The sequence below is a fragment of the Methylophilus sp. 42 genome (assembly GCF_000384155.1).
In the GTDB taxonomy this organism is placed as follows: Bacteria; Pseudomonadota; Gammaproteobacteria; order Burkholderiales; family Methylophilaceae; genus Methylophilus.
Genome location: NZ_KB913031.1, coordinates 92,645 through 119,057 on the forward strand (window position 1 = coordinate 92,645; position 26,413 = coordinate 119,057).

At 51.7% G+C, this 26,413-nt stretch carries 26 protein-coding genes and 1 tRNA gene; 14 read left to right on the top strand and 13 right to left on the bottom strand.

Features of this window, described 5'->3' with window-relative positions; translation table 11 throughout:
• Positions 1–134: 134 nt before the first annotated feature.
• Positions 135–848, bottom strand: coding sequence for a phosphoglycolate phosphatase (locus MET42_RS0100430; RefSeq protein ID WP_019880694.1), 714 nt, complete (start codon positions 846–848; stop codon positions 135–137).
• A 27-nt stretch (positions 849–875) separates the two neighbouring features.
• Positions 876–1,583 (bottom strand): ribulose-phosphate 3-epimerase, encoded by a 708-nt coding sequence (rpe, locus tag MET42_RS0100435; protein WP_019880695.1) that lies wholly within the window; start codon positions 1,581–1,583, stop codon positions 876–878.
• Between the two features lie 227 nt (positions 1,584–1,810).
• Between rpe and hemA the strand changes: the two genes are divergently transcribed.
• The 10 genes from hemA to MET42_RS0100485 all read left to right on the top strand — a co-directional run bounded on the left by hemA (position 1,811) and on the right by MET42_RS0100485 (position 11,162).
• On the top strand, positions 1,811–3,070 hold the full coding sequence (gene hemA / locus MET42_RS0100440) for a glutamyl-tRNA reductase (protein WP_019880696.1): 1,260 nt from the start codon (positions 1,811–1,813) through the stop codon (positions 3,068–3,070).
• Between the two features lie 48 nt (positions 3,071–3,118).
• A complete protein-coding gene (gene prfA / locus MET42_RS0100445) occupies positions 3,119–4,201 on the top strand; it encodes a peptide chain release factor 1 (RefSeq protein WP_029512270.1) in 1,083 nt (360 codons plus the stop codon).
• Positions 4,202–4,221: 20 nt separating this feature from the next.
• Positions 4,222–4,629 carry a GFA family protein gene (locus tag MET42_RS0100450; RefSeq protein ID WP_019880698.1) on the top strand — a complete coding sequence of 136 codons (408 nt, stop codon included), beginning with the start codon at positions 4,222–4,224 and terminating at the stop codon, positions 4,627–4,629.
• Between the two features lie 17 nt (positions 4,630–4,646).
• Complete coding sequence (locus MET42_RS0100455) at positions 4,647–5,495, top strand: hypothetical protein (protein WP_019880699.1); 849 nt, start codon at positions 4,647–4,649, stop codon at positions 5,493–5,495.
• Positions 5,495–6,355, top strand: coding sequence for a peptide chain release factor N(5)-glutamine methyltransferase (gene prmC / locus MET42_RS0100460; RefSeq protein WP_019880700.1), 861 nt, complete (start codon positions 5,495–5,497; stop codon positions 6,353–6,355). The genes MET42_RS0100455 and prmC overlap by 1 nt, the downstream gene beginning before the upstream one ends.
• A gap of 25 nt (positions 6,356–6,380) precedes the next feature.
• Positions 6,381–7,514, top strand: coding sequence for a sterol desaturase family protein (locus tag MET42_RS0100465; RefSeq protein WP_019880702.1), 1,134 nt, complete (start codon positions 6,381–6,383; stop codon positions 7,512–7,514).
• A gap of 64 nt (positions 7,515–7,578) precedes the next feature.
• Entirely contained in the window at positions 7,579–8,379 is an 801-nt protein-coding gene (locus MET42_RS0100470; RefSeq protein WP_019880703.1) for a TIGR01458 family HAD-type hydrolase, read from the top strand.
• 65 nt (positions 8,380–8,444) lie between these two features.
• Complete coding sequence (locus MET42_RS0100475) at positions 8,445–9,572, top strand: homoserine O-acetyltransferase (RefSeq protein WP_019880704.1); 1,128 nt, start codon at positions 8,445–8,447, stop codon at positions 9,570–9,572.
• Entirely contained in the window at positions 9,569–10,177 is a 609-nt protein-coding gene (gene metW, locus MET42_RS0100480) for a methionine biosynthesis protein MetW (protein WP_019880706.1), read from the top strand. The genes MET42_RS0100475 and metW overlap by 4 nt, the downstream gene beginning before the upstream one ends.
• Before the next feature lie 298 nt (positions 10,178–10,475).
• Positions 10,476–11,162 (top strand): PEP-CTERM sorting domain-containing protein, encoded by a 687-nt coding sequence (locus tag MET42_RS0100485; protein WP_019880708.1) that lies wholly within the window; start codon positions 10,476–10,478, stop codon positions 11,160–11,162.
• 64 nt (positions 11,163–11,226) lie between these two features.
• Here the strand turns inward: MET42_RS0100485 and MET42_RS0100490 are convergent, their stop codons facing one another.
• Positions 11,227–13,122, bottom strand: a complete 1,896-nt coding sequence (locus tag MET42_RS0100490) for a sigma-54-dependent Fis family transcriptional regulator (RefSeq protein WP_232411200.1) — start codon at positions 13,120–13,122, stop codon at positions 11,227–11,229.
• A gap of 268 nt (positions 13,123–13,390) precedes the next feature.
• On the opposite strand from MET42_RS0100490, the gene MET42_RS0100500 reads away from it, so the two are divergent.
• From MET42_RS0100500 to MET42_RS0100510, 3 genes are all read left to right on the top strand, one after another.
• The gene (locus MET42_RS0100500) at positions 13,391–15,259 is read left to right on the top strand and encodes a methanol/ethanol family PQQ-dependent dehydrogenase (protein WP_019880711.1); all 1,869 of its coding nucleotides are present in this window, start codon (positions 13,391–13,393) and stop codon (positions 15,257–15,259) included.
• 13 nt (positions 15,260–15,272) lie between these two features.
• Positions 15,273–15,593 carry a c-type cytochrome gene (locus tag MET42_RS0100505; protein WP_019880712.1) on the top strand — a complete coding sequence of 107 codons (321 nt, stop codon included), beginning with the start codon at positions 15,273–15,275 and terminating at the stop codon, positions 15,591–15,593.
• A 184-nt stretch (positions 15,594–15,777) separates the two neighbouring features.
• Positions 15,778–17,022: an AmpG family muropeptide MFS transporter gene (locus MET42_RS0100510; protein WP_019880713.1), complete on the top strand. Its 1,245-nt coding sequence runs from the start codon at positions 15,778–15,780 to the stop codon at positions 17,020–17,022.
• A 626-nt stretch (positions 17,023–17,648) separates the two neighbouring features.
• Here the strand turns inward: MET42_RS0100510 and MET42_RS0100520 are convergent.
• Complete coding sequence (locus tag MET42_RS0100520) at positions 17,649–18,422, bottom strand: exodeoxyribonuclease III (RefSeq protein WP_019880716.1); 774 nt, start codon at positions 18,420–18,422, stop codon at positions 17,649–17,651.
• Between the two features lie 26 nt (positions 18,423–18,448).
• Here MET42_RS0100520 and pyrE point away from each other — a divergent pair, with 26 nt between their 5' ends.
• The gene (pyrE, locus tag MET42_RS0100525; protein ID WP_029512272.1) at positions 18,449–19,096 is read left to right on the top strand and encodes an orotate phosphoribosyltransferase; all 648 of its coding nucleotides are present in this window, start codon (positions 18,449–18,451) and stop codon (positions 19,094–19,096) included.
• A 40-nt stretch (positions 19,097–19,136) separates the two neighbouring features.
• On the opposite strand, the gene MET42_RS0100530 is transcribed toward pyrE, so the two are convergent.
• The 9 genes from MET42_RS0100530 to MET42_RS0100570 all read right to left on the bottom strand — a co-directional run bounded on the left by MET42_RS0100530 (position 19,137) and on the right by MET42_RS0100570 (position 26,407).
• Positions 19,137–19,526, bottom strand: a complete 390-nt coding sequence (locus tag MET42_RS0100530) for a YidB family protein (RefSeq protein WP_019880719.1) — start codon at positions 19,524–19,526, stop codon at positions 19,137–19,139.
• 150 nt (positions 19,527–19,676) lie between these two features.
• Positions 19,677–20,777 carry a pseudouridine synthase gene (locus tag MET42_RS0100535; RefSeq protein WP_019880720.1) on the bottom strand — a complete coding sequence of 367 codons (1,101 nt, stop codon included), beginning with the start codon at positions 20,775–20,777 and terminating at the stop codon, positions 19,677–19,679.
• Positions 20,778–20,822: 45 nt separating this feature from the next.
• On the bottom strand, positions 20,823–22,076 hold the full coding sequence (locus MET42_RS0100540; RefSeq protein ID WP_019880721.1) for a biosynthetic peptidoglycan transglycosylase: 1,254 nt from the start codon (positions 22,074–22,076) through the stop codon (positions 20,823–20,825).
• Between the two features lie 12 nt (positions 22,077–22,088).
• Complete coding sequence (locus MET42_RS0100545; protein ID WP_255327189.1) at positions 22,089–22,445, bottom strand: ferredoxin; 357 nt, start codon at positions 22,443–22,445, stop codon at positions 22,089–22,091.
• On the bottom strand, positions 22,442–23,398 hold the full coding sequence (locus MET42_RS0100550; RefSeq protein WP_019880723.1) for an energy transducer TonB: 957 nt from the start codon (positions 23,396–23,398) through the stop codon (positions 22,442–22,444). Before MET42_RS0100550 ends, MET42_RS0100545 begins: the two co-directional genes overlap by 4 nt.
• Positions 23,399–23,413: 15 nt before the next feature.
• Complete coding sequence (mpl, locus tag MET42_RS0100555; RefSeq protein WP_029512273.1) at positions 23,414–24,784, bottom strand: UDP-N-acetylmuramate:L-alanyl-gamma-D-glutamyl-meso-diaminopimelate ligase; 1,371 nt, start codon at positions 24,782–24,784, stop codon at positions 23,414–23,416.
• A 70-nt stretch (positions 24,785–24,854) separates the two neighbouring features.
• On the bottom strand, positions 24,855–25,481 hold the full coding sequence (thiE, locus tag MET42_RS0100560; RefSeq protein WP_019880725.1) for a thiamine phosphate synthase: 627 nt from the start codon (positions 25,479–25,481) through the stop codon (positions 24,855–24,857).
• A complete protein-coding gene (locus MET42_RS0100565; RefSeq protein WP_019880726.1) occupies positions 25,465–26,322 on the bottom strand; it encodes a hydroxymethylpyrimidine/phosphomethylpyrimidine kinase in 858 nt (285 codons plus the stop codon). Before MET42_RS0100565 ends, thiE begins: the two co-directional genes overlap by 17 nt.
• An 11-nt stretch (positions 26,323–26,333) precedes the next feature.
• A tRNA-Gly gene (locus MET42_RS0100570) sits at positions 26,334–26,407 on the bottom strand.
• Between the last annotated feature and the right edge of the window lie 6 nt (positions 26,408–26,413).

A 26,413-nucleotide genomic window follows, 5' to 3' on the forward strand; every position in this document is an offset into this window, starting at 1 on the left:
TTGAATGTGTCGCGCGCAAACGTCACGACAGCGTGGTGCAAATGGCGTACACCTGCGCGTGGGGCAGGGCTAGCCTCGCCACGAACGACGCCAGCTTAATACTGGCCAACTGGAAGAATGATGAGCACAAAACATCATGATATATGGGTAAATTTTTTGTTATGCCCGCTTAAGAGAGCAGGTAACTCCAGCAAATTCACCACTTCGGTGAGTTGCTGCACCGTGGCATCCACAGTGTTGGCATCAATCGCGCGACCCTGATTATACCCATAAGGCACGGTCACGACAAAGCACCCGGCTGCATGCGCGGCCTGAATATCGGTTTCAGAGTCACCGACCAGCATCGCTTCAGCTGGCAAGGTGTCTAGTTTTTGGCAAATATGCAACAGTGGTAACGGATCCGGCTTCTTCTTGGATAAGGTATCGCCAGATACCACAATTTCAAAAAAATCCGCCAATCCGGCATGTTGCAACAAGGGCAGGGTGAATTTTTCCGGCTTGTTGGTCACACACGCCAGGCGATAACCTTGTTTTTTTAACTGTTGCAGTGCCGGTAACACCCCCGCAAAAGCCTGGCTTTCAGTGGCGTTGGCATCATAAAAGCCATGATAAAGCACTTGCGCACTGGCAAACTCTTGCTCGCCAGGCTCGCCATGCATACTACTGGTCAAGCAACGCTTGATCAGGTTTTGCACGCCCTCACCAATATAGGTAGTAATTTGTGCTTGTGGCACCATGGGCTTGCCTAAAGCCACCAGCATACGGTTGGCGGCTTCGGCAATTTGCGGTGCGGTATCAAGCAGGGTGCCGTCCAGATCGAACATCACCACCCTGACTTGGAACCGCATATGAATTACCCTTGCAACGCTTTAAATTTAGACCGTTGCCAACGCAGCGCGTAACTGACCAACAATCGTGTCATAACGGTTAGGGTCAGTGTCTTTACCTGCACCAAACACAGCGCTACCCGCTACAAATGTATCGGCACCAGCCTTAGCAATGTCAGCGATGTTGTTCGCATTCACGCCGCCGTCCACTTCCAGCCAAATTTGACGGCCGGTTTTTTCAGTGTAAGCGTCAATCCGGGCACGTGCCTGTTTCAGCTTATCCAAAGTGGCTGGAATGAATTTCTGGCCACCAAAACCCGGGTTCACAGACATCAACAGAATCATGTCGACTTTGTCCATCACATAGTCCAGGTAATGCAATGGCGTAGCTGGGTTGAATACCAGGCCAGCTTTACAGCCGCTGTCACGAATCAATGCCAGGCTGCGGTCGATGTGGTCAGACGCTTCCGGGTGGAAAGTGATGATGTCAGCACCCGCTTTGGCAAAGTCAGGGATGATGCGGTCGACAGGTTTTACCATCAGGTGCACGTCGATCAGCGCGCCAGCGTTGTGAGACAACTCACGAATGGCATCACATACCAGAGGGCCAATAGTCAGGTTAGGCACGTAGTGGTTATCCATCACGTCAAAGTGCACGATATCAGTGCCGGATTTGATCACGTTTTCGATTTCCTGGCCCAACTTGGCAAAGTTGGCAGAAAGAATACTTGGGGCGATGCGAAAAGTTTTGTCCATGCTGGTGTTCCGTAGGTTGGGTTCCGTGAATTAATCTAATAAAAATTTAGCAAAACCAATATTTTACCGCCAATTTGTGTCAAATTGACAGGATTCTTGCTTGTGGCGCGTGAATATAAGAAAATGTCGGCACTTTAGCCATGGATTTCAATTCCAAACGCCCATGAACTGTTTGCAAGCGCCGATTTGTTTGTCTTTTCACCCTGTCCCGCAGGTAAAATAGCGCCATGCAACTGTATACCATTGGTGTCAACCACACCACCGCCCCCATTGCCATCCGCGAGAACGTTGCGTTTAACAACGACACCTTGCCGCATGCGCTGGCGGATCTGGCCCGACACAACGTGGCAGAAGTGGCTATTTTATCGACCTGCAACCGTACAGAAATCTATGTGCAGTCTATCCGGCCAGAGGTCGTCATTGACTGGCTGGCGAACTACCACCGCCTGGAGGCAGATAAACTACTGCCTTATACCTACACGCTCAGCAGTCACGAAGCAGTGAAACACGCTTTCCGCGTCGCCAGCGGCCTGGACAGCATGGTATTGGGCGAGGCGCAGATCCTGGGGCAATTCAAGCAATCCGTCAAAATTGCGCAAGACTCCGGCACTCTGGGCACCATGTTGCACAAATTGTTCCAGCGCACCTTTGAAGTCGCCAAAGAAGTGCGCACCAATACTGACATTGGCGGCAGTTCGATTTCCATGGCCGCCGCTGCCGTTAAACTGGCGCAACGTATTTTTGGTGACCTGAGTTCACAAAGTGTGCTGTTTATTGGCGCAGGCGAAATGATAGAGCTCTGCGCAGATCACTTTGCCGCCCAAAAACCGAAAAAAATCACCGTTGCCAACCGTACCCTGGAGCGCGGTGAACAACTGGCAGAGAAAATTCGTGGCCAAGGCCTGAACGTACAGGCGATTTTGCTCAATGACTTGCCTGAGCGCTTTCCAGAATTTGACATTGTCATCACCAGCACTGCCAGCCAGTTGCCAATCGTCGGCCTCGGCATGGTAGAGCGCGCGATTAAAGCGCGTAAACATCGGCCGATGTTTATGGTCGACCTGGCTGTGCCACGTGACATTGAGCCAGAAGTATCCGCGCTGGACGACGTGTTTTTGTACTCAGTGGACGATCTGGCGCAAGTAGTCACAGAAGGGCTAGGCAACCGCCAGGAGGCCGCTGTCAACGCCGAATTGATTGTGAATTCACGTGTTGAGCACTTTATGCAGTGGCTCAAACAACGCGAAGCGGTGCCTACGATTAAAGCCTTGCGCGACCAGATAGACACGGTGCGCAAAGCCGAGCTGGAAAAAGCCCTCAAATTGCTGCAAAAAGGCGAAAGCCCGGAAAAAACACTCGAAGCCCTCAGCAATGCACTGACCAATAAATTTCTGCATGGCCCCAGCCATGCGCTAAATAACAGCCAGGGAGATGCTCACGCCCACATGGAGCACCTGGTGAAACAACTCTTTCAAATCAAAGAATAATTTTTTCAAGATTGGCAGCCGCCAATCTTTGAATATTAGGTAAACACAATGAAACCAAGCATGCTGCAAAAACTCGCTAACTTAAGCGAGCGCCTCGAAGAACTCAACCGCCTGCTCAGCAGCGAAGGCGTGACTGACAACATGGATAACTACCGTAAGATCATGCAGGAACATACGGAAATTACGCCTATTGTTGAGCAATACCATATCTACATCCAAACCGAGTCCGACCTGAAAGAAGCGCATGCCATGCTGGCCGACCCGGAGATGAAAGAGTTCGCACAGGAAGAGATAGACAGCGGCAAAAAACGCCTGGAAGAAGTCGAACTGGCCTTGCAAAAACTGCTGCTGCCTAAAGACCCGAGCGACGACAAAAATATTTTCCTTGAAATCCGCGCCGGTACCGGCGGTGACGAATCCGGCCTGTTCGCCGGGGACCTGTTCCGTATGTATTCACGCTTTGCCGACCGCCAGGGCTGGAAAGTGGAAGTCGTCTCCGCCAACGAAGGCGAAGTCGGCGGCTATAAAGAGGTGATTGCCAAAATCATCGGCTACGGCGCTTACTCAAAACTCAAATTCGAATCCGGCGGCCACCGCGTACAACGCGTGCCAGACACCGAAACCCAGGGCCGCATCCACACCTCAGCCTGTACTGTCGCCATTCTGCCTGAGGTAGAAGAGGTGGGCGATGTCGAGATCAACCCGGCCGATATCCGTATCGACACCTTCCGCGCGTCAGGCGCCGGTGGTCAGCACATCAACAAAACCGACTCTGCCGTGCGCATTACCCATGCACCCACCGGCATCGTGGTGGAATGCCAGGACGGCCGTAGCCAGCACGCCAACAAGGCACAGGCCATGCAAGTGCTGGCCGCACGCATCAAGGCCAAACAGGTCGATGAGCAGCAAAGCAAAATCGCTTCTGAACGCCGCAACCTGATTGGCTCGGGTGACCGTTCTGAGCGTATCCGCACCTACAACTACCCGCAAGGCCGGATCACCGACCACCGCATCAACCTGACACTCTATAAAATTGAAGCCATCACCGAAGGCGATATGGACGAGTTGATTAATGCGCTGGCGACCGAATACCAGGCTGACTTGCTGGCAAGTTTGGGTGAAGACGCATAGCACAAACAAGGATGATGGGAATGCATTCACAATTACATCAAGGCAGCTGTCTTTGTGAAAGCGTACGCTACGAAGTCACTGGCCATCTTGGGCCGTTGGTCTATTGCCATTGCAAGCGCTGCCGCAAAGCCACCGGCTCTGCCTTTATTGCCGTCGCGCCCATCTCAAAAGCACACTTTAAAATCACGCATGGTGAAACCTGCCTTAACACTTATCGTAGCGAGGCCGGGGTATGTCGCACCTTTTGTAATCGCTGCGGTTCACCCATCATGGCTTACCGTGAAAGTGAGCCTGACACCCTGAGACTGCGTGTCGGGACATTGGATACGCCACTGCCAACACGCGTTTCTGCCCATATTTTCGTCGCCTCCAAGGCCGAATGGGACGATATTCACGATACAGCGCCGCAATACGCAGAGCGTCCTTAACAGAATACTGACCAAAAATGACTCAATTCCGTATTCCCGCCGCCCCGCGCAGTATCCAGAAAGACAACCCAATCAAGTTTTTGCTGGATAGCGAGGCGATTGATTGCCTGGCACACAATATTGGGCTGGTGCATACCAGCTTTGATACAGAAACCTTTAAACAATTAGCGCTGACCAATATTGCGCCACTGGGGTTTATGGATCGCTCGGCACACATTGCAGCTGCGTTAAAAGCCACTCTGCCCGCCAAGTTTTCAGAAGCAACCGAAGTATTAATTAATACACTCACGCCCCCCAATACACATACCGAACGCCTTGGGCTGGGCGTGTTTTTCTACTTGCCACATACACGCTTTATTGCCGAGTATGGCCGCGATGCACAGCACAATGGCGGCGAGGATCCATTTGAAGCGGCGATGCGTGCACAATATGAATTGACACGCCGTTTTACCGCAGAGTTTTCAATCCGGCCTTTTTTGATTCATGACTTTGAACGCACCTTGCATCAACTCACCTTGTGGCTGAATGACCCGGACCCGCATGTGCGCCGCTTGTGTTCTGAAGGCTGCCGCTCACGCCTGCCCTGGGGCGCTCGCATTCCGCAACTGATTGCCGACCCGACACCAGCATTACCCATATTAGAAGCACTGAAAAACGACCCCAGTTTGTATGTAAGGCGCAGTGTGGCGAATCATCTCGGCGACATTGCCAAAGACCATCCGGTATTGGCATTTGACGTATGTGAGCGCTGGCTCACCAATGCAGATAAAGACCTGAAATGGGTGATCCGCCATGCAGTTCGCCACCCGGCCAGGCAAGGCAATGCCACGGCCATTGCTTTGCGCAAAGCGGCTGGGGGCAGGTAATGTCGAACACCGTGCAACAATGGTTGCAAACGGCACGGCAACAGCTGGCACAGTTTGTCCCGGCAGATGAGGCAAATATTGAGGCACAAGTATTATTGATGCATGTGTTGAACGTGAATCGTGCCTGGCTGATCGCACATGCCAAAGACCCTCTCGCCGCAACACCTATTGCCACGGCTGAGCATTTATTACAGCGTCGCCTGCAAGGCGAGCCCATCGCCCATATCTTGGGTGCGCGCGAGTTTTTTGGCTTGCCACTCAAAGTCACGCCAGATACCCTGATTCCGCGCCCGGATACTGAGACCCTGGTAGAAGCTGCACTGCAAAAAATCACCGGGGCCATGCGTGTGCTTGATTTAGGTACCGGCACCGGGGCGATTGCACTGGCAATTGCCAGACATGCGCCGCGCTGCGAAGTAATCGCGGTAGATGCCTCAACCGCGGCGCTGGCCGTCGCCCAGGAAAACGCACAAGCATTACACTTAAACAATGTGCAGTGCGTACAAAGCAACTGGTTTGCGGCCTTGCCTGCGCACAGATTTGACCTGATTGTCAGCAATCCGCCTTATATCGAAACAGATGATCCGCATTTGCTACAAGGCGATTTACGTTTTGAGCCCATCAGCGCGCTGGCCTCTGGTGCAGATGGCTTGCAAGATATCCGGCAGATTGTCGCCGAGGCCCCTGACTACTTAAATGCGGGTGGCTGGTTACTGCTGGAACACGGCTACAATCAAGCCGACGCCGTGCAACAACTGTATCATGCAGCGGGGTTTGAACAGGTTCAAACGCTGCAGGATTTGGGCAGCAATCCCAGAGTCACGCTTGCGCAATGGCCCACAGCACCGACACACCAATAATAAAAAACTCACAGGGAGACACTCCATGATTCACAAATTACGCCTGGCGATCCGTAATGATTTAGAGGCCCCAGAAGAAGCCAGACACTTTGGCTCCGGCTGGTTAAGCGGTGTCGCCGCACTGGTACTCAGTATCGCCAGCCTGTGCCTGTTGCTGGGTGAGCGTCTGCAAGGCATATTCTCAACACAAGCGCTCTCACCGCTCTATGCCTTGCCACAGTTCACACTCATGCTTCAGGTATTACTCGTTGCCAGTTTTCTGCTCGCCTGCAGCAACTTGGTGTTACGCCGTAATCGTATTTTGGGCTTTACCGCGATTTTGCTGGTATTGCTCACCATCACCATTGCTGAAACGCTCAATGCACAAGCTGCTCGTGCCAGCGGCGTTGCGCTTAGCCTGGACTGGTTTGTCCTGAATATCTTGCTCACCGGCTTGTTATTTATCCCACTGGAGAAACTGTTTGGCCGCTTAACCCAGCAAGCGTTGTTCAGGGACGAATGGCGTGAAGATTTATTTTATTTCCTGATCAGCAGCGTGTTTGTGCAAACACTGACCTTATTCACATTGGCGCCTGCGATGACCATTGTGCATCACACCGGCGACTGGGCAACCTTGCGACAAACCATTGCCAGCCAACCACTGTGGTTGCAGGTAATCGAAATCATGTTTCTCACCGACTTTGTACAGTACTGGTTTCATCGTGCTTTCCATCAAGTGCCATTCTTGTGGGGCTTTCACGCCGTACATCACTCCGCCAAAAAGATGGACTGGCTGGCAGGGTCACGCATGCATATCGTTGAAATCATTGGTTTGCGCAGCATGACAGTGGTGCCCATGTATGCACTGGGCTTTGCCGAAAGTGCATTGCATCTTTATATTTTGCTGGTGTACCTCAACGCCACCTTTGTCCACGCCAATGTGCGCTTTAATGTGGAATGGCTGAAACCATTGATTGTCACGCCGCGCTTTCACCACTGGCATCACGGTATTGAAAAAGAAGCGATTGATGTCAATTTTGCCATTCACTTCCCGTTATTTGATAAGCTATTTGGCACTTATTACATGCCAAAAAACCAATGGCCAAGTGGCTACGGCATCGGCGGCCATCCGGTACCGAATGGCTACTGGAAGCAATTCATGTATCCCTTTAAAAAGTAGTCCATACACATTGCGCACGATTTTTGCTGCTAGCAGTCTATCTGTGTGTAGTGAAAGGCCAATCATGTTTAATTTCAACTCAATCAAAGCCGTGTTGTTTGACCTGGATGGCGTGCTCTATATCGGGCAGCAGCCAATTGATGGCGCCATTGAAGCGGTGGCCAAGATCCGCAAGGCAGGCATCGCCGTGCGCTTTGTCACCAACACCAGCACACTCTCTTTGCTGGCCTTGCAAAAAAAGCTCAACGATCTCGGCTTCAATGTAGTGCCGGAAGAAATCATGAGTGCACCACAAGCGACCATTCAATACCTGAAAAAACAGCCTAACCCGGTGTGCAAATTGCTGCTGGCCGACGACGTGAAAAAAGATTTCGCCTGTTTTGACCAGTCGGAAACGGCGGCCAATTATGTGGTGATTGGTGATATTGGTGATCGCTGGTCTTATGAATTACTGAATGAGGTGTTTCATTGCCTGGTGAATGGTGCGCAATTGATCGCGATTCACAAAAACCGCTTCTGGCAGACTGAAACCGGGTTGCAAATGGACATTGGTGCCTTTGTCACCGGGCTCGAATATGCCAGCAATACCAAAGCCATGCTGATGGGTAAGCCGTCGCAGCATTTCTTTAATATGGCGGTTGATGCGCTACGGCTCAAGCCTTCCGAAGTGATGATGATAGGCGATGATATCGATGCCGACGTTGGTGGTGCGCAAGACGCCGGCCTGCATGGCATTCTGGTCAAAACCGGCAAATACCGCGAAACCTATACCCGCTTGTCTGCGGTGGAGCCCGATGCCACGATTGCATCGATTGCCGACTTACCGGCCTTGCTGGGTGGCTTGTCGATCTCTGCGCACTCATAAAAAGACAACACTATTGCACGCCAGCCGTCTCGCCGTTTCAGCATGCTGCATAGTATAATTGCAGCATGTCTGAATCGAATTCTGTTGGTATCGTCAAAGCGCAGGTTGCGCATTTCACCCAGCCGCTCACCCTTAAAAGCGGCGCAGTGTTGCCACAATACCATCTGACTTATGAAACCTATGGTGAACTCAACGCGGCCAAAAACAACGCCGTGCTGATCTGTCACGCCCTGTCTGGTAACCATCACGTCGCGGGTCGCTATTCGCCAGACGATAAATATCCAGGCTGGTGGGACAACCTGATTGGCCCTGGCAAACCGTTAGACACCAATAAATTCTTTGTCATTGGCCTCAATAACCTGGGTGGCTGTCATGGCAGTAGCGGGCCCTCCAGTGTCGATCCACTGACCGACAAACCCTATAGTGCGACTTTCCCGGTGGTGACCGTGGAAGACTGGGTCGAATCACAAGCGCGTTTATTGGACTATCTGGGCATTGATCAATTAGCCGCTGTGATTGGTGGCAGCCTGGGCGGCATGCAGGCACTGCACTGGAATATCGTCTACCCGGAGCGCGTGCGCCATGCCTTTGTCATTGCCTCTGCCCCTAATTTAACCGCGCAAAATATGGCGTTTAACGAGGTGGCCCGCCAGGCGATTATCACCGACCCTGAGTTTTTCGACGGCGATTATTACAACCACGGCACGGTACCGCGCCGCGGCTTGCGCATTGCGCGCATGCTGGGTCATATTACCTATTTGTCCGATGACGTGATGGGCGAAAAATTTGGCCGCAAACTGCGCCATGGTGATGTGAAATATAGCTTTGATGTCGAGTTTGAAATGGAATCTTACTTACGCTACCAAGGCGATAAATTTGCCGGTGAGTTTGATGCCAACACCTATTTGCGCATGACACGCGCACTGGATTACTTTGACCCGGCACTGGATTATGACGGCGATTTGAGTAAAGCTCTGCGTCGCGCACAGGCAAAATTTGTGGTGATCTCATTTACCACTGACTGGCGATTTTCGCCTGCGCGCTCGCGTGAAATTGTCAAAGCGCTGTTAGACAATGCTCTGCCAGTGAAATATGCCGAAGTGACCTCTGACCACGGCCATGACGCATTTTTGATGCCGGACCCGTATTATCACAACATCATGCGTGCTTACCTGGAGCAAATTAAAGTATGACGAATGTAAATATTACAAATATTCGTCCAGATTTTGCATTAATTACAAATTGGGTGAATGCCAAAGCCAAAGTCTTAGATTTGGGTTGCGGGGACGGCACCTTGCTGACTCACTTGCACGAGACACTGGAAACCACCGGCTATGGCATTGAAAAAGACGATTCCAACTGGCTGGCCGCACTGAAAAACGGTGTCGACGTGATTCAAATGAACCTCGAAGAAGGCTTGTCCGGCTTTGAGGACCAGTCGTTTGATACCGTGATTCTGTCGCAAACCCTGCAAGCCATGCACAACACCGAAAGCATTGTGCAAGAAATGCTGCGCGTCGGCCGCGAAGTGATCGTGACTTTCCCCAATTTTGGCTACTGGCGCAACCGGATGCAGATTACCTTCGGCACCATGCCTGTCTCCAAAAGCCTGCCATACCAATGGTATGACACGCCGAACGTACACTTGTGCACGATCAACGACTTCGACGATTTTTGCGTCCAGCACCAAATCCAGGTCATAGAGCGCAAGGTGATTACCGGCGGCCAGGATATTCACATATTGCCCAACCTGATGGGTAACCTGGCGATGTATCGACTGAGAAAACACGGCGCCTGATCGCCGCCACAGCAAACAATTACCCTATATTCGCCCCGCCTACACTGGTTGACGAATGTCAGCTCCCAACGATAGGGCGCATCTCAGATGCCGCCCTATCGCCCACAAAAGACCATCAATTAAAAATAACAGATATATTGACTTCCATCTATTATTTATTAATAATGATAATCATTCTTATTATCAATTAAATAAGAATACATGGTAAGACGTTTGTGAGTAACGCAGCCAGTTAAAAGATTCTGGCGCGCATTAAAGACGCCAGTCATTAATAATTACTCAAAAGGAAGTTAGTAAAATGAAAGCTCAATATTTAAGCATCGCTATCGGTGCAACTCTGTTCGCAATCACAGGCCTGGCACAAGCGAATACCACCTACAGCAGTTTTGTTGACGTGGCAGACTCCGTCTCGTTTGACGGCTGGAATCAGCTGAACCGCAACCGCGTTGACAGCAATGGCGCGGCAAACCCACTGACCGCAGCACAATTGGCGGCAGGCACAGCAGGTAACGTTGCCGGTTCAGGCGACGCATTGCTGACCCAGGTTTCCGGCAGCTACTACCCAGCTGGTTTTGGTTTATATGGTGATGGCAACCTGACATTCACTGACAATACCGTTGCCAGCAACATCAGCTCACTGGCATTTCAAGGTATCGTCAATGACTTCAATGCGTCATTCGGTGGTGAAGCATATACCATTACGCTGAGCTACAACGGTGGTAGCCAGGCAATCGCAGGCACATTGGTTAACTTTGTGAATACCGGTACTGTTGATGACTATTACTACTACTCCTGGGACTTGAGCGGTGTTTCTACACCAATCACTTCTTATACTTTAAGCTTCAGCGCTGGTTTCTCACAAGCGCTGGCATTCCAGGTTGATCAAGTCGCCTCCGTGTCTTCAGTGCCTGAAGCTGACAGCTATGCCATGATGATGCTGGGCCTGGGTGTGATGGGTGCTGTTGTGCGTCGTCGCAACAAATAATCACCGCATAATAAAGCCATGAAAAAAGCCCCGGGATCGCCGGGGCTTTTTATTTAGCGATACGCTAATTCAAATGCAAGGCTTTCAAGCGGCGATATAAAGTGTTTCTGCTCATGCCTAATTGACGCGCCACTGCAGACACATTGCCCGCCTGCTGTTGCATAGCGACACGAATCGCTTCATCAGACTGTGCTTTCAAGGTTAATACCGGTTGCAAAACTGTTGCACGCTCGGCCTCAACCGCCATTTCATCGAGAAAGTCGTGCGTCAGATGCTGACGTTCAATCACACCACCATCGGCCAGCGCCACCGCTGTGCGCAACACATTATGTAACTGGCGCACATTGCCCGGCCACGGATGCACGGCAAACACGGCCAGCACCTCATCACTCAGCGTGACTTGTGGTGCCTGTTCAATTTGCAAAATCATCTGAATCAGACGCGACATATCCTGGCGCTGGCGCAACGCAGGCAACTGTACGGTTAAACCATTAATGCGGTAATACAAATCACTGCGAAACTCACCCGCGGCCACTTTATCCTTGAGTTTCTGGTTAGTAGCACTGACGAGGGTAAAATTGACCGGAATGGATTTGCTGGAGCCCAAGGGCGTGACGCTGCGCTCCTGCAATACACGCAGCAACCTGGCCTGTAACGACAAAGGCATATCGCCGATTTCATCCAGAAACAAGGTACCGCCATCAGCCTGCTGGATTTTGCCGACATTGCCTTTACGCTTGGCGCCGGTATACGCCCCTTCTTCATAGCCGAACAATTCAGCTTCAATTAATCCTTCCGGCAAGGCTGCGCAATTGACGGCAATAAAGGGCTGCGCTCTACGCACACTGGCATCATGAATCGCCCTTGAAAACAATTCTTTACCGGCACCGGTTTCACCTAATATCAATACCGGAATATCACGGTTAAGCACTTGCTTGACCTGGCTGATGGCTAATTTTAATTGCGGATCACCGCTATCCAGCAATTCGAGGCTAGCCGCTGATTCACGTGGCACAGACTGCACCGGCTTACTGGAAATACCTGTCACCTGCATGCTGGAAGCGCGCGCAAACAGGCGGGCGCCATTGCGCAAGCGCAATGGGAACAACACCTCGGACGACAAACCCCGCTGCTTGAAAGCCAGCCAGGACTCGTCAAAAATATCTTCAAACGGAATGCGGCGCGCAGACAATACATCCTGATCCAGCGGCAGGCCAAACTGGAATTGTCCACTACGGTTAATGGCCTGTAACTGGCCTTGCGCATCAAACAGGGCAACGCCTTCCCACAAGGTGCCGATGAATTCAGGCCGCACATGAAAATGCACACCAATTTCGCCGTCTGCGGTGGCATGGAACAAGCGGTTTTCCACCATTTGCGCCGCCATTTTGACCAGCGCCAGCGTGTGCTGCTGCGGCGCATTTAAATCATTAGAGACATCCAGTGTCGCCACCAAATGATTATTGGCGGCAAAAATAGGCACGGCAGAACAGCTTAACGAATGGTGGTAAGCCATAAAGTGTTCGGCCCCTTGCACGCTGATGGGCAAGCGCTCCACTAAGGCAGTACCAATGGCATTCGTACCGCGGTGCTCCTCGCTCCAGGAGGCACCTGGCAACAATGAGGCACGGACTTCGTTTTCTTCGACGCCTTCGCCTCTGGTGCGCAAAATCACGCCTTCGCTGTCAGTCAAAATCACCAGGCTGCGCGTATGGGCAATTTGCTCGCTGAGTGTGAGTATTTCCGGCTCGGCATGGGTCAGCAATAAACGGTTTTTTTCCAGTCGCTGCGCCAGCTCCTGTGCCGTAATAATCTGGTCTTCACCTGGTGCCTGTTCATCCACCCCTTTGACCATGCAACGCCGCCAGGAACGCGCAATCGCCTCGGCAATCGCGCGCTGGTCGTCGCGCATGCCGGGCTGCGGCATTGGAGAAGCGGGCGGGGAATATTTGTTGGGCATTTAAAACTGAACACCTGTCACATCAGATTGAACAACTGTACCAGTATGGCACAGTCGTGAACAGTATTCGCCGTGTTGCGAATCCCCAGGAATGTTTTCATACCAGATTAAGCAATTGATTTTAATTCATTTTTTACATTTTCCAAAATAACGCATGCAGTTGGCACGTGCGTTGCAATCAATGGCAGGCAGTCACAAAAGAAGCCTTTGTTGACCGCTTGCAACACTACACATACCAGCTTCACCGCAACCATTTTGGAGGTTATTTATGCAACAACGTATCAAGCTCGCCATCACTGCAATGATGCTAGCCAGCGTGAGCACCAGCGTATTGGCAAATGCCGAACTGGACGCCATGATGAAAGACGACAACCAGTGGCCGATGGCGCGTAAAGACTACGCAAACCAGGGTTACAGCCGCTTGTCACAAATCAACAAAAGCAACGTCAAACAATTGAAACTGGCATGGACATTTGCCACTGGCGTTAACCGCGGCCACGAAGGCGCGCCGCTGGTGATTGGCAATACCATGTATATCCATACCGCATTCCCGAATAACGTGTATGCGCTGGACCTGAACGACAACCAGAAAATCCTGTGGTCTTATTTTCCTAAACAGGACCCGGATGTGCAGTCTGTATTGTGCTGCGATAACGTCAACAAAGGCCTGGGCTACGGTGATGGCAAAATTCTGCTGCAACAGAATAATGGCGTCTTGGTAGCTTTGGACGCTAAAACCGGCGCCAAATTGTGGGATGTGAAAGTGAATGACCCGAAAACCGGTTCAGCCAATACTAACGTACCGCATGTATTTAAAGACAAAGTGATTACTGGCTGTTCAGGCGGTGAATTTGGTGTACGTTGCCATATCAGTGCTTACAGCCTAAAAGATGGCAGCCTGATCTGGAAAGCTTACAGCACCGGCTCTGACAGTGAAGTCATGATAGGCGCAGACTTCAACAAGGAAAATCCGCAGTACAGCGCCCTGTCCTTATATGAAGACGTGAACGGCGGTAACAAAATGGGTGGTTCATTCAAGAACTTGGACAAATCCCAATTGAAATTTCCAGAAGCCAACCTGGGTGTACGCACCTGGTTGAAACCGCAGCAACAGAAAGATGGCTGGCAAAATGGTGGTGGCCCGACCTGGGGCTGGTACTCATACGACCCGAAATTGAACCTGATGTACTACGGCACCGGCAACCCAGGCACCTGGAACCCGGACGTGCGCCCAGGCGACAATAAATGGTCGATGACGATTTTTGCGCGTGACCTCGATACAGGCATGGCACGCTGGGGCTACCAGATGACGCCGCATGACGAGTGGGATTACGATGGCATGAACGAGATCATCTTGTGGGAAGCCAACGGCAAGCAACTGGCCTCACACTTTGACCGTAACGGTTTTGGCTACACCTTTGACCGCACCAACGGTACCTTGCTGGTAGCGGAAAAAATGCATCCGTTCGTCAACTGGGCGAGCAAGATTGACATGAAAACCGGCATTCCGGTCAAAGACCCCAAATACTCCACACACCAGGATTACAACGCTAAAGGTGTATGCCCTTCTGCGTTGGGCGTAAAAGACGAGCAACCAGCGGCTTACTCACCTAAAAACAAAACCTTCTACGTGCCTTTAAACCACGTGTGCATGACCTACGAACCGGTTGAATCCAAGTATGTCGCTGGTCAACCATGGGTAGGCGCAACCCTGACCATGTTTGCAGGCCCTGATGGTGTGATGGGTGGCTTTATGGCCTGGGATGGCCTCAAAGGCAAAGCGCAGTGGTACAACAAAGAGAAATTCTCTGCCTGGGGTGGCGCATTGGTAACGGCGTCTGACCTGGTGTTCTACGGCACGCTGGATCGCTGGGTGAAAGCACTGGATGCCAAAACCGGTAAAGAACTGTGGAAATTCCAGGTTGGCTCCGGCGTGGTAGGCAACATGATCACCTATGGTCACAAAGGCAAGCAATACGTAGGCGTATTGTCTGGCATTGGTGGCTGGGCGGGTGTGGCGATGAACCTGGGCCTGACCAACGATACCGATGGTTTGGGTGCAGCGGGTGGTTACAAAGAGCTGACCAAATACAACGCCGCGCCTGGTGGCGGTGGCATGAACGTATTCAGTTTATAAGAGAGGATTTCTGATGAAATTATTCAATCAAACTTTACTGGCGACAGCCTTGCTCGCGGCCACTGCCTCCGCGATTGCGGGTAGCGGTGCCGAAGCATTGGCACAAAAAAGCGGTTGCTTGCTGTGCCACGGCGTGGACAAAAAAATTGTAGGCCCTGCTTACAAAGATGTCGCAGCCAAATACAAAGGTGACAAAACCGCAGAAGCCAAGTTGATTCAAAAAGTTAAAACTGGCGGTAGCGGTGCGTGGGGCGAGATGCCTATGCCACCTAACAGCCCACAAGTGAAGGACGACGATATCAAGACCATCGTCCAGTGGGTATTAAGTTTGTAGTTCCCCTGTGAAATAAAGAGTCAGTGGCAGCGCTGGAATATGGCTGCCATGCTTGCAACGGCGCCTCCACTGACTCTGCATTTCCAACGTTTTACCATTGATCTCCGAGTGTGGCCAACCCGCAAGGGTTGGCTTTTTTTTGCCTTGAGATTGGCGGCCAGTTAAAAGCGTTTACAATGCGGGCATGACCATCGCACAAACCCTGTTTACGCGCCGCATGCTGATGTGTGTGGCACTCGGCTTTAGCTCCGGCCTGCCACTTTACCTGCTACTGCAACTGCTACCCGCCTGGCTGCGTAGCGAAGGTCTTAATCTCAAAACCATTGCCGCCTTTGCTTTTATGCAGTTGCCCTACACCTGGAAGTTTTTATGGGCACCGCTGATGGACAGATACAGCTTGCTACAAGCGCTTGGTCGCCGTCGCAGCTGGATATTAGCCACCCAACTGGCCTTACTTGCCAGCATCATCAGCCTGGGCATGTTTCAACCACAACAAGACATTACTATGGTCGCTATCCTTACGACATTAGTCGCCCTGTTTTCTGCGAGTCAGGACATCGTCATCGACGCTTACCGTCGCGAAATTTTAAGCGACCAGGAACTTGGCCTGGGCAACAGCATACACGTCAACGCCTACCGCATTGCCGGGCTGGTACCCGGCTCACTGGCACTCATTCTCGCCGATCACCTGCCATGGTCACAAGTGTTCCTGATTGTCGGCCTGTTCATGTTACCGGGCATCGGCTTTACTTTATGGTCACAAGAACCCGTCATTGTCAGCGTACCGAAAACACTTTTGGCCTCAGTTGTAGAACCGTTTAAAGAATTCATGCAACGCAGTGGCTGGCAACATGCATTATGGGTGTTGCTGTTTATCTTGTTGTACAAACTCGGTGACAGCATGGCCACCGCGCTCGCCACCCCTTTCTATATTGATATGGGATACAGCAAAACCGATATCGGCGCGATTGTGAAGGGCAGTGGCCTGGTGATGCAGATTGCTGGCGCCTTTGTTGGCGGCCTGTGGATGCTTAAACTCGGTATTAATCGCGGCCTGTGGGTCTTTGGCGTGGTCCAGGCTTTATCGATTCTCGGATTTGCCTGGCTGGCACACAGCGGACCCTTTATCGAAATCGGCGTGGCCGAGCGCAGCATGCTTGGCATTGTCATCGGGGTTGAAGCTTTTGGCGTTGGTTTAGGCACGGCGGCTTATGTCGCCTATATGGCACGAGAAACCAACCCGGCGTATACCGCGACCCAACTCGCCTTGTTTACCAGCCTGTCTGCCGTACCACGCTCTGTATTCAATGCACTCACAGGCGGCATGGTAGAGAGCCTGGGGTGGGAACAGTTTTTTTATGTGTGTGCCTTGCTGGCGATCCCGGGGATGTTACTGTTGTTTAAGGTGGCTAGGTGGCGGGAACGCTAAGTTTTTTAGGAAATATTAGGCATTCTTTTTCGCCTCTCGGCGAGTCACTTTCTGATGCTTGCCCCTCAGAAAGTAACCAAAGAGGAGGGCACCCAGCCATCACGGCCTTCGGCTTCCTTGCGTTGCTCAACAAAATAAGCCGGTCACGAAACTCATCCTAGCGGGCTGCACACTACGCAGCCCACCGCGGGATTCGAACAGTCGCTCCCTCTACTCTTATTTTGTCTCCGCTACTCAGCGTGATGGAATGGGATTTGTCTCATCTAACTTGCATTGATTTAGTTCGGATGGTTCAAAAACCAGATTCTTTTTTCTTCAATTCGCTAATGGTTGCAGTCGCATGGTGTTCGGGGCCCCCATCTGCCGCGCCGAGCAACGCAGGGTTGGCGGGAGTCTTCGGCCATCGGCTGTCCGAGTTCCGCAACAAGCCACGCTCTGTGTGGCTTGTCAGGGCGAGTTTCGATGGACGCCCGGCAAGCCGAGTAGCGCAGGAATTAAGCGGAAGTTGGGGTGTCTTGTTCTTTGCCTTCTTTCTTATGGACAAGCATAAGAAAGAAGGTCGCCGTAAAGGCGAAATAGTTAGTTCATAAATTCACTTTGGCCCAGCAAAGAACAACCTTATTTAATCAATCCGCATAATCCACAGTCAACGGCGCATGATCACTAAACCGTTCCGCCTTATATACACTGGCCGCAATCACCTTTGCGCCTAATGCCGGTGTTGCCAACTGGTAATCAATACGCCAACCGACGTTTTTGGCATACGCCTGTCCGCGATTACTCCACCAGGTATAGCATTCATCCGTAGTATCAGGATATAGACCACGGTAGGTATCCACCCAACCCACACGCCCCAGCACATCGGTCATCCAGGCCCGCTCTTCTGGCAAAAAGCCTGAATTTTTACGGTTACCTTTAAAGTTCTTGAGGTCGATTTCCTGATGCGCGATATTCCAGTCACCGCAAATCACCACGTCACGACCAGAAGCGACCAACTGCTCAAGATGCGGTAAGAATACATCCATGACCTGAAATTTAAATTGCTGGCGTTCTTCGCCACTGGAGCCACTCGGCAGGTATAAAGACACCACACTCAAATTGCCATATTGGCATTCCAGGTAACGACCTTCAGCATCAATGTGCGCATGACCCAAACCAATGATGACTTTATCAGCAGGCTGTTTACTGTAGATGCCTACGCCGCTATAGCCTTTTTTCTCGGCATAGTGAAAATAGCCATGATAGCCGGGTGGTTGCAGCATTTCAGGCTGCATATCACCTGCCTGCGCTTTCAGCTCCTGCAAACAGACAATATCGCCGCCACTATTTGCCAGCCAGGGCAAAAAGCCTTTGTTACAGGCTGACCGTATGCCATTGAGGTTCAAGGTTATAATACGCATTGTCTAAATACTTTCTGCTTTTAAAAATGACTACAAACACATTAAGTGCCGATTTTATTGCTTTTTCCATCCACAAACAGGTGTTGCGCTTTGGCGAATTTAAAACCAAAGCGGGGCGCTTAAGCCCCTATTTTTTTAATGCTGGCCTGTTTGATGATGGCGAAAGCATGCTCAAACTGGGTGAATTCTACGCCAACAGTATTCTACAGTCTGGTTTGCAATTCGACATGCTGTTTGGCCCGGCCTATAAAGGCATTCCTTTAGTCACCGCGATTAGCATCGCTTTTGCGCGCATGGGCAAAAATTACCCTTATGCTTATAACCGCAAAGAAGCCAAAGACCATGGCGAGGGCGGCACACTGGTAGGCGCCGCATTAAAAGGCCGCGTGCTGATTATTGATGATGTGATTTCTGCCGGGACGTCTATCCGCGAATCCGTCGAGCTGATTCGCAATGCGGGTGCCACACCTTGCGCCGTGAGCATTGCACTGGACCGCCAGGAAAAAGGCTTGGGTGAGTTATCAGCCGTGCAAGAAGTGGAGCAAACTAATCAGATGCCAGTGGTCAGCATTGCCAGACTGGCTGACCTGTTTGCGTATTTGCAAGGCAATGAGGAGCTGGCGCAGTATTTCCCGGCCATTGAAGCTTACCGCGCGCAGTATTGCATACGATAGATCAAGCCTAATAAATAAAGCGAGCAAATGCTCGCTTTATTTATTTCAACATGCCCATTAAACGGGACATTATCAGTGCCGGATTATTTTCCACCGCACCATTCGGTGTCAATTGGTTCACAACATCCGGCAAATGCTCGGCAATTTTACCCGTCAGGTCATCTGTACTCATATTCAATTTACCGGCAATTCCGGCAAGCACCGAACCGCCTAAGGCCGCACCAATTTGCTGCGCATTGACATTCAGGTTAGCGCCGGTACTCACCCAGGAATCTACCTGCTCAGACAAACCACCATTTTTCAGTGCTTGCAAAATGCCAGGTAAACCACCGTATTGCTGAAACAACTCCATGGCCAGTTTCGCCAATGGACCTTTATCACCCATGACTTTGTTCATCATGGCGCCAGCGACGCTATCGAATAATCCCATTTTTTCTTCCTTCTAAATATGCGGTTGATCAATAAGAAAGCCTGTTTCGCCTAGATGGTAGAAACAGAAAGGCTAACATTTATTGTCAATTGTAAACCAAAGGTAGTGTACTTAGGCACTATTGCTTGCTCTAGTACAATCTGGTCAGCATCAGAACCGCTCGTGTGCGCCTAAATACCGCCATTGCCCCGGCGGTAACTTACCCAAATTAATGCTGCCAATCCGAATGCGTTTCAAACCGACCACATGCAAACCCACCAGCTCACACATGCGACGAATCTGCCGTTTGCGGCCTTCACGCAACACAAAGCGCAGTTGGTCCTCATTTTGCCAAGAAACTTTAGCGGGCCTTAGCTGAACACCATCCAGACTGAGACCGTAATTTAATAACGCCAGGCCATTATTGCTCAGCTGGCCTTCTACCCGCACCAGATATTCTTTTTCTACATTGGAGTCATCGCCAATCAGCTTGCGTGCAACGCGGCCATCCTGGGTAAGTACCAGCAAGCCGGTGGAGTCGATATCCAATCTGCCTGCCGGGGCCAGACCACGCAAATGCCCGCGCTTGAAGTCGATGCCACTGCTATCTTCTGACCATTGATTGTCCGGATTAAACAGCACAACCGCAGGTTCATAACCATCCTCGGCTTGCCCGCTGACGTAACCAACAGGTTTGTGTAGCAAAATGGTCACCGTTTCGGCCTGATGCTCTTTGGCATAGGCACTAATCACGATCTCGGCATCCGGCGCAATCCGCGTACCTAAGGTTTCAATGATTTCACCATCAACCTTGACCCAGCCGTTGGCAATCCAGTCATCGGCTTCACGGCGCGAGCACAGGCCACGGTCTGCCATCACTTTGGACAAGCGCGGTTGCAAGTCAGCATCTGCTACGGTTGGCGTTGGCGTCGCTCTGCGGGCGGGTGGTCTACCCCCTGTTTTCGCAACATATGGGCGATCTTTATCACGTGGCTTCTCGCTGCGGCCTGCGCCAGCTCTGGCTGCGGGCGGGCGTCCGCCGCCTGCATAGGCTGATTTGCCAGCGGGTTTACGCTGATCTTTATCTTTAAATACTTTGTCTTTGCGCGGTGCTTGCTCTTTTGAGCCGGCATCTTGTTGCACCTCAGCATACACCTCTTTTTTGGCAGGTGGTTTAGTACGATCACGCAGCTCCGGAGACAATTGTCTGACCGGTTTCTGGCGTTTTTGATCAGCGGTAGCGGAGGATTTATTGAGTTTGAGCGTAGACAAAACAGTCTTCTCACTAATGAAAGATGAATAAGTTGCTATTGTAATTTATTTGGCTGCTGACGCACGAAAATTCAGGCTACCAGGCTGCTTGCGCGCACTCTCTGGCATATAACGTAAAATGCTTTCGGCCCGCGCCAACTCCGGTTTTTTTGCCATAAACTGCTGTTTCCAGGCACGATGCGGATTTTTGATGATTCCCGCTAGCCAGGCGGCTTGTATCGGATTCATCTGCGCAGGGGAGAGGCCAAAGTAATAATTTGCCGCGGCATGTGCGCCACACAAGCTGGGACCCCAATCGACCGTATTCAGATACAAGTTAAGAATGTTTGTTTTATCCAGCGTGTTTTCCAGTTGCACCGCATAAAGCAACTCTTCTATTTTGCGCTTCCAGGTCCGTTCGCCATTGGTGAACATATACTTAACGACTTGCTGCGTAATCGTGCTGCCACCCACCGCCTTGTCAGTGCTTTCCTTGCCCAGCAGTTGCTGCATTTGCGTAAGCGCATAGCCAGGATGGTGCCTAAACTCGGCATCTTCGGCAATAATGGTTGCCATCGGTAACCAGCGGCCCATTTTGTCGTAGTTGAGCCAATGTACTTTTTCCGGGTGCTTTTGCTCATCCAGCAACGGGCAATCATATTGCACAGACGAAGCGGTGACCTTACTTAAGTCCAACCCGCTCACGTGTAACTGCGCCAGCTGCGGTTGCACACTCCAGCTTTGGCGGGGCCAGCGCAAAATGCCCGTGGCCGAAAGAGACCCGGATACCGTGGCTTGCGAAATCGCCTCTGAATGGCCGCGCAAAGGACTCAGCAAACTGGCCAGAGGCGTGGCTGGCAGGGTCCAGTTCAGCTTTAATGAGCGCATGGTAGCCTTGCCTTCAAAATCAATTTTGAATGGCTGTTTGGCCGCGTCCACTAATAAATAACCATTTAATTGCTGCCCATCGAGCTTTAACCACAACGCCACAGAATCCAGCATCAATGGTTTATCACTGACGGATTTGGCTTCCAGCCAACAGTGCTGGCAATGCACACGCAAACCATCAGCATCATTCAGCCGGACATCGCCATGATGCAGGCTGAAGCCTTTTTTATCCAGTAACCAGCGCCCGGCTGGAGAAGTCGCCAGCATCAACATGGGCAGTACGCGCACTTGTATGCCACTGCCTACTGGCAACTTTACCCGCCAGGCCGTTTTGTCATAAGGTTGCCAAACCCAGGCCGCCACGCCGAGGATGGCCAGCAAGCAGGCAATCAACAGGCTAATAATGAGGCGTAGGCACCATTTTTTCAGCATGATGGCGTCACCTTAAACCAGCAAACGCTCCACCACCTTGCCCTGCTGCAGATGGCTCTCAATGATGTCGTCAATGTCGCTTTCATCGACAAAGGTGTACCACACCGCGTCCGGGTAAACCACCATGACCGGCCCCTCGGCACAACGGTCCAGGCAACCGGCACGGTTGATGCGGACTTTGCCCGCACCCGCCAGGCCTTGTTGTTTGACTTGCTTTTTCATGTAGTCAAACGCAGCCTCGGCGCCTCTGTTCATGCAGCAGTCTTCGCCGTTTTCGCGCTGGTTAAGACAAAAAAATACGTGATATTGAAAGTGGCTTGCGGTCATAACGATTGCCTTGTAAAACCTCGCACCGAATGCAACGCTTATTCGGTGGAGAGTTGGTCATCTCTGGTAAAGGTCCAGGTACGCGTAATGCTCAGTACATCGGTATCCTGGCGAATATCTTCCGGAAAGACCGGAAAGGGGGCCGCCAGCTGGACAATGCGGCGCGCAGATTCATCCAATAACCGGTGCCCGGAGCTCTGGTGGATACGAATATTTTCTATACTACCATCGGCTTTGATGGAAACGGTCATTTGTAATTTACCGTAGAGCTTTTGGATTCTGGCCGTTTGCGGATAATTCAGGTTACCCACGCGCTCGATTTGTTGCCGCCATTGCTCTACATAATTGGCAAAACGATATGCACGCGTGCGCGCGCCAACAAACTGGCGCTTGGGCCGCATTTCGTATTCTTCCTGCTGCTTGGCAATCAGCGCCTCTAGCTTAGCCATCTCTTGCATGGCTGCCGTTTGCGGCTGCGCTTGCACCGGCACATGTTGCGAAGGTGGCTGCTGCCGGGCCGCCGCATGTAGCTGCGACAACGGCGGTGTTTGCAGGCTGGTCACGGCCTGACTGGCTTTTAATTGCGTGAGCAGGGCTTGCGCCTCTTGCTCTAATTGCGCCACGCGCTGCTTTTCACGCACCAGTTCAGCTTCATGCGGGCTGCTCGCAGTTGTTGCCGACGGTAGCGTGGCCTGGGCGGCATGTGGCATAGAAGCCTGCATTTGTTGCACACTGGGCAAGGCACTCTTCATCTGCCGCTTTTCATCGGTATTGCCGCCGCGATCAAGATTGGCTTGCGCCAGCGCATCTGCCTTCTCGGGTGCACTTTTGGTTTTGCTGTTAACCAGCATGACCTCCAATGAAGGAATCTGGTCTTTAAAAGCCTTGAGTTCCGGCTGGAAATGCAGTGTTAGCACCACCGCATGTGCCAGTAGCGAAAACCACAATGCCCACACCAGCGGTGAGCGTTTGCGGAAACTCTCTGGTAAGCCCATTCGGCGTCTGCCCAACTATCCCTGCAAGGCCTGCAACAATTTTTGGTGTACGCCACCAAAGCCGCCATTACTCATCACCAGCACCTGATCCCCTGCTTGCGCGGCGGCGGCCACCGCAGCCACCAACTGCCCCAGATCATCATAGGTTTGCGCTTTATGCTGGATGGGCGCTAAAGCCGCCGCCGCATCCCAACCCAGGTTATTGGCATAGCAGAATACGGCATCGGCATCACGCAGGCTACCGGGCAAGGCATCTTTCATCACCCCCAGTTTCATGGTGTTGGAACGTGGCTCCAACACGGCCAAAATGCGGGCTTTACCCACTTTGGCACGCAGACCAGCCACCGTGGTGGCAATCGCCGTCGGGTGATGGGCAAAATCGTCATAAACCGTCACGCCATTAGTCACGCCTTTGACTTCCATGCGGCGTTTCACATTCTTGAACTCACCCAATGCTTCAATCGCAATACATGGCGCAACCCCAACATGACGTGCGGCAGCAATCACGGCCAGTGCATTATTGCGATTATGCTCACCGAGCAACTCCCAGCTCACATTGCCTTGGCGCTCACCGTTAAAATACACATCAAACCGGCCGTGTGCATCGACATTTTGTACCTGCCAGCCACTGACACTGTCTATACGCTCCAGCCCGCTCCAGCAGCCACGCGCAATCACGCGATCCAGGCTGTCCTGCTGGTTGGCAACCACCAAGCCTTGTTGCGGCACAGTACGCACCAGATGGTGAAACTGTTTTTCAATCGCGGGCAGGTCTTCAAAAATATCGGCGTGATCAAACTCAAGGTTATTCAACACCGCCGTACGCGGGCGGTAATGCACGAACTTGGAACGCTTGTCGAAGAAAGCCGTATCGTATTCATCGGCCTCAATAACAAAAAACGGCGAAACGGATTTGGGATCTTGCCTGGGTGTTTGTGGCAAACGGGCAGACACTCCAAAGTTCTCTGGCACACCACCAATCAGGAAACCAGGCGCCAGTCCTGCATACTCCAGCACCCAGGCCAGCATAGAAGAAGTAGTAGTCTTGCCATGCGTACCCGCGACCGCCAACACCCATTTACCTTGCAACACATTCTCGGCCAGCCATTGCGGGCCAGAAATATAAGGTAAGCCCTGGTTGAGGATTTCCTCCATCAGCGGATTGCCGCGGGTCACCACGTTACCAATCACATAGATATCGGGATTCAGGCTAGTTTGTGCAGGGTCAAAGCCCTCAATCAACTCAATGCCTTGCGCTTCGAGTTGCGTGCTCATGGGTGGATAAACATTGGCATCACACCCGGTGACACGGTGTCCGGCCGCTTTGGCCAGCACGGCGATGCCACCCATAAAAGTGCCACAAATACCAAGGATGTGAATGTGCATAGACTTTACCAGAACAATGAATGCATGCATTTTACCAAACAACGTCTGGTAAAGCGGTAGCGATTACCGCTCAATTTTTGGCAAATAGTGGCAGATACTGGCGGCAGCGTGCAGCGATATCTGCAGCCTGGAAAATATCAGTAATCACCGCCAATGCATCGGCACCTGCTTCAACTAATGGGCGAGCATTATCCAGCGTAATGCCACCGATACCAACGACCGACACTGCCAATAACTGCTTGGCTTGTGTGAACAAGGCAGCACTTGCCCGCGGTGCATTTGGCTTGGTAGAAGAAGGGTAACAGGCCCCGAATGCCACATAATCAGCCCCCGCTGCCTGCGCCTGTTCGGCCAACTCAAAGCGGTTATAGCAGGAAGCACCAATGATTTTCTGTGGTCCCAGCACCGCACGTGCCGCAGCAATCGCACTATCATGTTGGCCGACATGCACGCCATCGGCATCAAGTTCGGCAGCCAGTGTGACGTGGTCATTAATCAGTAAAGGAATATGCGCTTGGCGGCAAATCGCCAGCAAGGCTGTCGCTTGCTCTAAACGCAAGGCATCGTTAGCGGTTTTATGGCGGTATTGCACCAGTGAAACCCCACCTTGCAAAGCTTGTGACACTTGCGCGCACAGCAAGGCGGTGTCATCACAATCCGGTGTGACCAGATATAAACCGCTAATGCTGAAGTTCACTCGCTTTTTCCTGCACATCAGACTCGCGCGCCCAGAAGAAGCGGTCAGGAATAAATTGTCCCATCCCAGGACGGAAAGCATGACGTAGCGTTTGCCAGGTAAATTCCTGCGCTTCATGCACAGCTTCTTCCATGGTCAACCCGTGCGCCAGACAAGCAGTAATTGCGCTGGTCAGTGTACAACCTGAGCCATGATAACTGCCAGGCAAACGTTCCCAGTGATAATCTTTAATCAGCCCAGGCATCTCATTTTGCACGCCATACAAGCTGTTGACCACATCATTAGAGCGCTCATGTGTACCAGTGATCATCACATATTCACTGCCCATACCCAACAAGCGCAATGCGCACTCCTCGAGCGAGCTGTGTTTAACTTCATCACTTTCATCATAATAAGCCAGGCGACGCGCTTCCAGGCTATTAGGGGTAATCAGGGTTGCCTGCGGGAAAAGTAATTCGCACATGGCTGCCTGCATTTCTTCATTGGAAAGCTCGTCCCCACGACCTGAAGCGAGGATGGGATCGATGATTAGCGGTACATCCGGATAATCGGCAACGATTTCTGCAATCACCGCCACGTTTTCAACGCTACCTAATAAGCCTAATTTAAAGGCACTCACAGAGACATCTTCGAGAATCGCACGTGCCTGGTCATTAATCCAGTCTGCATCCAGTGGCATCACACTTTCCACACCTACGGTATCCTGCACCGTCACGCCGGTAATCACAGACAGCGGGTAACAGCCAATACTGGCGAGCGCCATGATATCCGCTTGCACACCGGCGCCACTGCTCGGATCGGTCGCTGCAAATGTTAAAACGGTGGGTGGAGTATTGGCCATGAAAATTCCTTTGGAGCGGCTGACGGGAATCGAACCCGCGTATCAAGCTTGGGAAGCTGGCGTTCTACCATTGAACTACAGCCGCTTTGTA